Genomic DNA, 10,730 nt, shown 5'->3' on the forward strand with positions numbered 1-10,730 from the left:
GACGACGCCACCAACGCCAGACCCGCCACCGTCTGATGATCGAACAACTGCGCCACCGACACATGAACACCCAGCTCACGCGCCCGAGCCACCACCCGGATACTCACAATCGAGTCCCCGCCAAGCTCAAAGAAATTGTCCTCGACCCCCACCCGCTCCACACCCAGAACCTGAGCCCACACCCCCGCCAACACCCGCTCCACCTCAGAACGCGGCGCCACGAACTCCCCCGCCACACCCACCCAGGCACTGTCGGGATCGGGCAGAGCGGCACGGTCGAGCTTCCCGTTCGGGGTCAACGGCAGGGCCGCGAGTTCCACGAACCCGGACGGGATCATGAAGGCAGGCAGCCGACTGCCCGCATATGCGCGCAGGTCGGCGACGGAGGGGATGCCGGCCGTCAGATCGGCGGGGACCAGGTACGCGACGAGGCGTCGGTCCTCGACGTCACCGAAGGCGGCGACGACCGCGGAACGAACCTGCGGATGGTCGGTCAGGACCGCCTCGATCTCCCCCGGCTCGATACGGAACCCACGCACCTTGACCTGACCGTCGGCCCGGCCAACGAAGTCAAGCTGCCCGTCCGGCAGCCAACGCGCCCGGTCACCCGACCGATACATCCGCGAGCCGTCAGCAGCAATCGGGTCGGCAACGAACCGCTCGCCCGTCAGACCAGGCTGACCTCGATAACCGCGGGCCACCTGCGGACCCGCGATGAACACCTCACCGGCCACCCCCACGGGGACAGGGCTGAGCCGGTCGTCGAGAACGTACAGACGGGCGTTGGCCACCGGGGAGCCGATCGCAGGCGCACCGGTGAGGAGGTCCGGGTCCACGACACCGGTGGTCACCATGACCGTCGACTCCGTCGGCCCATACGTGTTCACCAGACGCCTGCCGGACGCCCAGGCACGCGCCACCGGCTCCGTCAGCCGCTCCGCACCCAGCAACAGCGTCCGCAGCCCCGACACCGCCCCCGGATCCAGCACACCCAGCAAGGACGGGACGACACTCGCCGCACCCACGCCCTCGGCGCGCACCATCGACGTCAGGAGCGCCGCCTCGGCCCGCTCCTCCGACGTCGCCACCACCAAGACACCGCCGGAAGCAAGCGTCACCGCCACATCAAGGACGGCCGCGTCGAAGCTGAAGGAGGCGAACTGCAGCACCCGCGTTCCCGGACCCGCGCCGAGGACCGGAGCCAGCGCGGACACCATGCCCACCACACTGCCGTGCCCGACCTGCACACCCTTCGGCCGCCCCGTCGAACCCGACGTATAAATCACATACGCCAACTGGTCAGCGCTCGAAACCGCCTCAGGCGCCTCCGACGACGGCAGCCCAGCCAGGGCCTCCCCTACGGCCGGGTCATCCAGCCACACACCCTGCCCGACGGACAGCCCCTCCACCAGGGAACGCTCACCCACCACGACCCGCACACCCGCATCCGCGAGCATGAACTCCAGCCGGTCCACCGGATACTCCGGATCCAACGGCAGATACGCCCCACCCGCCTGCCACACCGCGACCATGGCCGCCACCATGTCGATCCCGCGCGGCAGGCACAGCCCCACCACCGACTCGGCGCCCACACCCAGACCGCGCAGGTGATGCGCCAGACGGTTGGACCGTGCCATCAAGCCGCCATACGTCACCAACTCCCCGCCGACCACCACGGCTACCGCATCAGGCGCGACAACCGCCCGCTCAGCGATCAGCTCATGCACCCCACCCACCACCGGCAACTCGACCGACGACGCGTTCCACCCCTCCGTCACCAGCTCACGCTCACCCGCCGACAGCACCGGCAGCTCACCCACCCGGCAGTCGCCCTCCTCGGCCACCGCCTGCAGCACGGTGACCAGGTGACCCGCCAGGCGCTCCACGGTCGTGGCGTCGAACAGCGCAGTGCTGTACTCGATCGTGCCCGTCAGGGTTCCGTCGGCGTCGCTCATCGTCAGCGCCAGGTCGAACTTGACCGGCAGCTCGCTCGCGCCCAGGTCGTCCGTGGCGTCGGCCCGACCGTCGGGGCCCTCGGCCGCCGTGTCCTGCGCGGTGCCGTCCGACTCCTCGGCCACGTAGCTGAACAGGACCTGGAACAGCGGGGTGCGCGACCGGTCCCGCTCCGTGACCAGCTCGTCCACCAACTGCTCGAACGGCACATCCTGATGCGCGTACGCACCCAGAGCCGTCTCCCGCACCCGCCCCAACACCTCACGGAACGACGGGTCACCGGACAGGTCCGTCCGCATCACCAACGTATTCACGAAGAACCCGATCAGGCCCTCCGTCTCCGCACGGTTCCGGTTCGCCACCGGCGTGCCCACCACCACATCCTCCGACCCCGCATACCGGCCCAACAGCACATCGAAGGCCGCCAGCAGCGTCATGAACATCGACGCGCCACACTCACGCGACAGTGCTCGCAGCGCCTCAGCCGTCCCCTCCGACACACTGAACCGCCGCACCGCACCCGCGGAGGAACGGACCGCCGGACGCGGCCGGTCGGTGGGCAGGTCGAGCTCGGGCACGTCGGCCAACGCGGCGCGCCAGTAGGAGAGCTGGGCTTCGAGGACATCGCCCGTCAGCCACTCCCGCTGCCACGCCGCGAAGTCCGCGTACTGCACGGCGGGCGGCGGCAGTGGGTTCGGCTCTCCCGTACGGAAGGCTTCGTACAGGGCGGCCAGCTCACGTCGCAGGATCTGGCCCGACCACTCGTCGGAGACGACATGGTGCATGGCCAACGCGAGGACGTGCTCGTCGGACCGTACGCGGATCAGCGTGGCGCGGATCAGGGGTCCGACGGCCAGGTCGAACGGGTTCACGGCATCCGCGAGCATCACCTCGCGGGCCGAGGCGAGCGGGTCGGCGTCGCCGGACACGTCCGTGAGCACGAGCGGGAACGGCTTCGGCTCGTCGATCACCTGGTGCGGTGTGCCGTCCGCATCGGCCACCAGGCGCGTCCGCAGCACCTCATGCCGGGTCACCACCGCGGTCAGCGCCTCGTTCAGGACGGCGACGTCCAGGTCGCCGGTCCAGACGATCGCCTGGGGCACGTTGTACTCGGCGGACCCGGGCTCCATCTGGTCGAGGAACCACAGGCGCTGCTGCGCGAACGACAGCGCCAGCGGCTCGTTCCTGTCGGCCACCGTCATGGGCGGCACGGCGGCGACCACCTGGTTGCCGGTCCGGTCGATCACCGCGGCCAGCTCTCGTACCGTCGGGTGGTCGAACAGCACGGCCAGCGGGATCTCGGCCGCGAACGCCTCCCTGATACGGGAAACGACCTGGGTGGCGAGCAGCGAGTGTCCGCCCAGCTCGAAGAAGTCGTCGGTCGCGCCGATCTCGTCCACGCCCAGTACCGCGGCCCAGATCTCGACCAGCAATTGCTCCGTCACGCTCGCGGGCGCGACGAAGCCGGTCATGCCCTGCCGGACGGCGTCCGGAGCCGGAAGCGCGGCTCGGTCGACCTTGCCGTTCGGTGTGAGGGGCAGCGCGGCCACCTCGACGAACACGGAGGGAACCATGAACCCGGGCAGCCGCTCCGCCACGAAGGACCGCAGCTCACCGACCGCCGGAATCCCCTCCTCCTGATCGGCCGGCACCACATGCGCCACCAGCCGCCGATCCCCCTCCAGACCATCCACCGTGACAACCGCCGTACGTACGGCGGCATGCGCGGCCAGGACCGTCTCGATCTCGCCGGGCTCGACACGGAAGCCCCGGATCTTGACCTGGTCATCCGCCCGGCCCACGAACTCCAACCGGCCGTCCGCCAGCCACCGCACCTGGTCACCCGACCGGTACATCCGCGAGCCGTCCGCAGCGAACAGATCCGCGACAAACCGCTCTCCGGTCAGACCAGCCCGACGCCCGTACCCCCGAGCCACACCCACACCGGCGATGTACAGCTCACCGGACACACCGACAGGGACGGGGCGCAGCTGAGCATCCAGGACGTAGGCGCGGGTGTTGGCCATCGGTGCGCCGATCGACGGCACGCCCTCACCGTCGGGGTCGAGGACGGCCATACTCGCGCACACCGTCGCCTCGGTCGGACCATACGCGTTCAGCAGGCGGTACTCGCCGCGCCAACGAGCCGCCGCGGCCTCCTCCAGCCTCTCACCCGCCGTGACAAGGGTCCGCAGACCGGCCAGGTCGGCCGGCTCCAGCACGGACAGCAGCGACGGCGGCAACGTCGCCACCCGCACGTCCTTCTCCCGAACCAGACCGGCCAGCGCCCGCGGCTCACCGCGCTCCTGCCCGGTGGCCACCACCAGCCGGCCACCGGCCGCCAACGTCACCACGACCTCGGACACCGCAGCATCGAAACCGAACGGAGCGAACTGCAGCACCCCCTCACCCTCACCGACACCGAACACACGCCCCTGCGCCAGCGCCAGATTCACCACACCCCGATGCGCGACCTGCACACCCTTCGGACGGCCCGTCGAACCCGACGTATAGATCACATACGCCAGCTGATCAGGAGACGTCACCACCTCGGGCGCACTCGCCGGAAGCTCCGCCAGCGCCGCCCGCACCATCGGGTCGTCCACGACCACCGTCCGCAGACGCCCCACCGGCAGCTCGTCGACCAGCTCCTCGGTACCCACGAGCACCGTCGCCCGGCTGTCACCCAGCATGAACCCCAGCCGATCGGCCGGATACTCCGGATCCAGCGGCAGATACGCGCCACCCGCCTGCCAGACCGCGAGCATCGCCACCACCATGTCCACACCACGCGGCAGACACAGCGCCACCACCGACTCCGACCCCACCCCCACCGACCGCAGATAATGCGCCAGACGATTCGCCCGACCCATCAACTCCGCATAGTCGACGGACACTTCACCGCACACCACCGCCACCGCGTCCGGCGTCCGCGCAGCACGCACGGCGATCAACTCGTGCACCCCACCCACCAACGGCAACGGCTCCGCCGTCGCGTTCCACTCGTCCACCAGGACGTCGCGCTCGCCGGCGGTGAGCAAGGGCAGCTCGCCCACGTGCTGTCCCGCGTCGTCGACCATCGCGTCCAGCACGGATACCAGGTGTCGGGCCATCCGCTCGACCGTCGCGGCGTCGAACAGAGCGGTGCTGTACTCGATCACGCCGGACAGCACGCCACCGCCATCCGTCAGCATCAGCCGGAGGTCGTACTTGGCGACGACGTCGTCTGCGGCGCCCTCCAGGGCCAGGCCGTCGTCCGTGCCGTCCTCTTCCGCGTCGCGCGGGCGGTCGTGGGACGGGTCGCGCGAGTCACGGCCCCCGCCGCGCCGACCGTCCTCGGTGAAGTAGTTGAACAGCACCTGGAACAGCGGGCTACGCGACCGGTCCCGCTCCGTGACCAGCTCGTCGACGAGCTGCTCGAACGGCACGTCCTGGTGCGCGTACGCATTGAGGGCCATCTCCCTTACGCGGGCGAGGAGTTCCACCAACGTCGGGTCGCCGGACAGGTCGGTGCGCATGACGAGGGTGTTGATGAAGAAGCCGATCAGCTTCTCGGTCTCGGCACGGTTCCGGTTGGCGACCGGCGTGCCCACCGCCACGTCGTCCGTGCCCGCGTAACGGGCAAGGAGGACGTTGTAGGCCGCCAACAGGGTCATGAACATCGTCGTGCCGCTGCGCCGGCTCAGCTCGCGCAGGCCGTCAGCAGTCCGCGCGGGCACGGTGAACTGCACCATGGCACCCGCCGGCGACCAGACCGCCGGCCGCGGCCGGTCGGTGGGCACGTCCAGAGCCGATACTCCATGCAACTGGGCTCGCCAGTAGGCGAGTTGTTCGTCCAGGACCTCACCGTCCAGCCACTGCCGCTGCCACACCGCGAAGTCCGCGTACTGCACGGCCAGCGGCGGCAGCGGGTCCGGGCGCCCGGCTCGGAACGCCTCGTAGGAGAGCAGGAATTCGTCGTGGAAGATGCGCTTCGACCACTCGTCGAAGGAGACGTGGTGCATGGACAGGGCCAGGATGTGCTCGTCGGGTGCAATCCGGATCAGCAGGGCCCTGATCAGCGGGCCGCCCGCGAGGTCGAAGGGCTGCGCCGCGTCCGCGGCCATCAGCGCCCACACGGCCGAACCGCGGTCCTCCGCGCCCGACACGTCGGCCACCGGCAGCGGCAGGGGTGCCGCCGGGTCGATCACCTGGTGCGGCACACCGTCGTCGCCGGCCACGAGTCGCGTACGCAGTACCTCGTGCCGGGCGACGATCGCGTTCAGGGCGGCTCCGAGCGCGGGCACGTCCGGCACCCCGCCGAGCCGGATCGGCATGGGTACGTTGTACTCGACCGATCCAGGGTCGAGCTGATCGAGGAACCAGAGGCGCTGCTGCGCGAAGGACAGCGGCAGCCGCTCGCTGCGGTCGGCGACAGTCATCGGCGGCGCCTGGTCGGCCGTGGCCGTCGACTCCGCCTCACGGTCGACGAGCAGCGCGACGACCTCGTCGCGGCAGGCCTGGAGCTGGGTCCGGAGTTCCTCGGTGAGCACGCCCTTGGGTGCGAAGATCCGCAACCGTCCGTCGACGACACCGAAGCGGACGCCGATGTTCTCAAGCTGCTGCAGAAGCCCCGCAGGGGAGATGGACATTCAGGAAACCCCGTTCTCGTCGGACTCTGCACCCTGCGCGTAGCTGTCCAGACCCTGCGCGTAGCTGTCCAGGCTCTGGACGACTTCGTCCTCCGGCATGTGGTCGATCTCGTACCAGATGAGTTCTTCGACCACGGCGGCCAAGCCCCGCACCGTGGGGTGATCGAAGAGGGCCGACAGTGGGACGTCGAGCTCGAAGGCTTCCCGGATACGCGAAGTCACCTGTGTGGCGAGCAGCGAGTGCCCGCCCAGCTCGAAGAAGTTGTCCGTGGCGCCGACCCGGTCCACCCCGAGCACCTCACTCCAGAGCCGGGCCAGCCCCTCCTCCGCGTCACCCGACAGAGCCACGAACTCGTTGAGTTCCGGCCTCTCCCCGTCCGGTTCGGGCAGGGCCGCACGGTCGAGCTTGCCGTTCGGGGTCAGCGGCAGGGCCCCGAGCTCCACGAAGGCCGACGGAATCATGAAGGCCGGCAGCCACCTCGCCGCGTACTCCCGCAACTCGCCGACGGACGGAATACCGGCGATCTGGTCGGTGGGGACCAGGTACGCGACCAGGCGCCGGTCCTCAACGTCGCCGAAGGCGGCGACGACCGCCGTACGGATTTGCGGGTGGTCGGTCAGGACGGCCTCGATCTCACCCGGCTCGATACGGAACCCACGCACCTTGACCTGGCCATCGGCCCGGCCGACGAAGTCAAGCTGCCCGTCCGGCAGCCAGCGCGCCCGGTCACCCGACCGGTACATCCGCGTACCGTCAGCGGCGAACGGGTCGGCGACGAACCGCTCGCCCGTCAGACCGGGACGCCCGCGGTAGCCGCGAGCGACCTGCGGACCGGCGATGTACACCTCGCCGGGGACGCCGACGGGTACCGGCCTCATCGACCCGTCCAGGACGTAGAGACGGGTGTTGGCGACCGGGGAACCGATCGTCGGCATCCGCTGGAGATTTGGGTCCACGACGCCGCTGGTCACCATGACCGTCGACTCCGTCGGCCCATACGTGTTCACCAACCGCCTGCCGGACGACCAGGCGCGCGCCACCGGCTCCGTCAGCCGCTCCGCCCCCAGCAACAGCGTCCGCAGCCCCGACACCGCCCCCGGATCCAGCACACCCAGCAAGGACGGGACCACACTCGCCGCGCCCACGCCCTCGGCGCGCACCATCGACGTCAGGAGCGCCGCCTCGGCCCGCTCCTCCGACGACGCGACGACGAGAACACCGCCGGAAGCGAGCGTCACCGCCACATCCAGCACGGCCGCATCGAAGCTGAAGGAGGCGAACTGCAGCACCCGCGTTCCCGGACCCGCACCGAGAACCGGAGCCAGCGCGGACACCATGCCCACCACACTGCCGTGCCCGACCTGCACACCCTTCGGCCGCCCCGTCGAACCCGACGTGTAGATCACATAGGCGAGTCGGTCAGCACTCGGAGTCGCCTCGGGCGCCTCCGACGACGGAAGCCCGGCCAGGACCTCCCCTACAGCCGGATCATCCAGCCACACACCCTGCCCGACAGACAGACCCTCAACCAGAGAACGCTCACCCACCACGACCTGCACACCCGCATCCGCCAGCATGAACTCCAGCCGGTCAGCCGGGTACTCAGGATCCAGCGGCAGATATGCCCCACCCGCCTGCCACACCGCGACCATCGCCGCCACCATGTCGATGCCACGCGGCAGGCACAGTCCAACCACCGATTCGGCGCCGACACCCAGACCGCGCAGGTGATGCGCCTGGCGGTTGGACCGTGCCATCAACCCGCCATACGTCACCGACTCCCCGCCTGCGACCACAGCCACGGCATCCGGAGCCGAGGCAGCCCGCTCAGCGATCAGCTCATGCACCCCACCCACCACCGGCAACTCGACCGACGACGCGTTCCACCCCTCCGTCACCAGCTCACGCTCACCCGCCGACAGCACCGGCAGCTCACCCACCCGCCGCTTGGCGTCCGCGGCGACGGCTTCGAGTAACGCGACCAGGTGGCCGGCCATCCGCTCCACGGTCGCGGCGTCGAACAGCGCGGTGCTGTACTCGATCTGCCCCGCCAGGGAGCCGTCGTGGTCCGCCAGTGCGACGGCCAGGTCGAAGTTGACGGAGGTCGTCGCCAGAACGTCGAACGACGACTCATCGGCCTCGCCCTTGTGCGCGTCGGGCCGCTCCTGACCGTCACCCTGGCCTGGGTTTCCCTCAGGCGTGTAGTTGAAGAACACCTGGAACAACGGGGTCCGGGACCGGTCCCGCTCCGTCACAAGCTCGTCCACCAGCTGCTCGAACGGCAGATCCTGGTGCGCGTACGCGGCCAGGGCCGTCTTGCGCACCCGGCCGAGAAGCTCGGCAAAGGTCGGATCGCCGGACAGGTCGGTCCGTATGACCAGGGTATTCACGAAGAACCCGATCAGGTCCTCCGTCTCGGCGCGGTTCCGGTTGGCGACCGGGGTACCGACCACCACGTCGTCGGACCCCGTGTACCACCCGAGGAGCACGTCGAGCGCGGCAAGGAGCGTCATGGACATCGTCACGCCGTTCTTGCGGGACAGCTCCCGCAAGGCGTCCGCGGCCGGTGCGGGGACGGAGAAGTCGACCGCCGCGCCGTCGGTGGACCGTACCGGCGGGCGCATCCTGTCCGTGGGCAGTTCCAGCGCCCGCAGGTCGGCCAACTGGTCGCGCCAGTACGCCGTGTGGGCGTCGACCACGTCGGCGGTCAGCCACTGCCGCTGCCACACCGCGAAGTCCGCGTACTGCACGGCCAGCGGCGGCAGCGGGTCCGATTCGCCGGCCCGGAACGCCTCGTACAGGGCGGCGAGTTCCGCACGGAGGATGCCTACCGACCACTCGTCGAAGGCCACGTGGTGCAGGGCCAGAGCCAGGACGTGCTCGTCGACGGACATCCGGATGAGGGTGGCCCGGACCAGTGGTCCGCGGGCCAGGTCGAAGGGGGCCATCACCTCCGCGTTCACGAGTTTCCGGGCCGCCGCGGCTGGGTCGTCGTGGCCTGAGACGTCGGCGAACGGGAGGACGAAGGGGGTCGGCTCGTCGATCACCTGGTACGCGACGCCGTCGGTGCCCGGGACCAGCCGGGTCCGCAGGATCTCGTGCCGTTCCACGAGGGCGCCCAGTGCAGCAGTCAGTGCCTCGATGTCGAGTTCGCCGGGCCAGCGCACCAGCAGGGGCACGTTGTACTCGGTGGACCCGGGATTCAGCTGGGCCAGGAACCACAGGCGCTGCTGCGCGAAGGAGAGCGGGAGTTCGTGGTCCCTGCTCGTCGCCGTGATGGGCGGTGCGGTGACCGCTTCGTCCGAGTTGACGACGACGTCGGACAGCTCGCGGACCGTGGGGTGGTCGAACAGCGCCGAGAGGGGGACCTCGGTCGCGAACACGGAGCGGATGCGCGAGACGACCTGGGTGGCGAGCAGTGAATGTCCGCCGAGTTCGAAGAAGTTGTCGTGGGCCCCGACCCGGTCGACACCCAGGACCTGTGCCCACACCCCCGCCAGGAGTTCCTCGGTCGCATTCGCCGGCGCGACGAATCCCTCCAGCCCGGGACGCACACCCTCCGGAACCGGCAGCGCATCACGGTCGACCTTGCCATTCGGCGTCAAAGGCAACACGGCCACCTCGACGAACACGGAAGGAACCATGAATGCAGGCAGGCTCCGCCCCACGAACTCCCGCAACTCACCCACCGCCGGAATGCCCGCACCAGACTCGGCCGACACCACATACGCCACCAACCGGCGATCCGCACCGTCCCCGAAAGCCGAAACAACCACACTACGAACCTGCGGATGACCGGCGAGAACCGCCTCGACCTCACCCGGCTCGATACGAAACCCCCGCACCTTCACCTGACTATCGGCCCGGCCCACAAAATCCAACTGCCCATCCGCCAGCCACCGCACCCGGTCACCCGACCGATACATACGCGACCCATCCCCCACAAACGGATCCGCAACAAACCGCTCCCCCGTCAAAGACGGCCGCCCCCCATAACCCCGAGCAACCTGCGGACCCGCAATAAACAACTCCCCCACCACACCCACCGGCACCGGACGCAAAAACCCGTCCACCACATAAAGCCGCGTATTCGGCAACGGCCCACCAACAGACACCACACCCCGACCAGCACCCACACCAGCACC

The 10,730-nt window shown here is 69.6% G+C and carries 2 protein-coding genes; both read right to left on the reverse strand.

The annotated features are described in order from the left end of the window. Positions 1-6,584, reverse strand: a 6,584-nt coding sequence (locus ACFWGJ_RS35495; protein WP_387332830.1) for an amino acid adenylation domain-containing protein, incomplete at its 3' end; no start/stop codon positions are given. Next, on the reverse strand, positions 6,585-10,721 hold the full coding sequence (locus ACFWGJ_RS35500; RefSeq protein ID WP_387332832.1) for an amino acid adenylation domain-containing protein: 4,137 nt from the start codon (positions 10,719-10,721) through the stop codon (positions 6,585-6,587). Between the last annotated feature and the right edge of the window lie 9 nt (positions 10,722-10,730).

Source organism: Streptomyces sp. NPDC060205 (assembly GCF_042728395.1).
GTDB lineage: Bacteria > Actinomycetota > Actinomycetes > Streptomycetales > Streptomycetaceae > Streptomyces.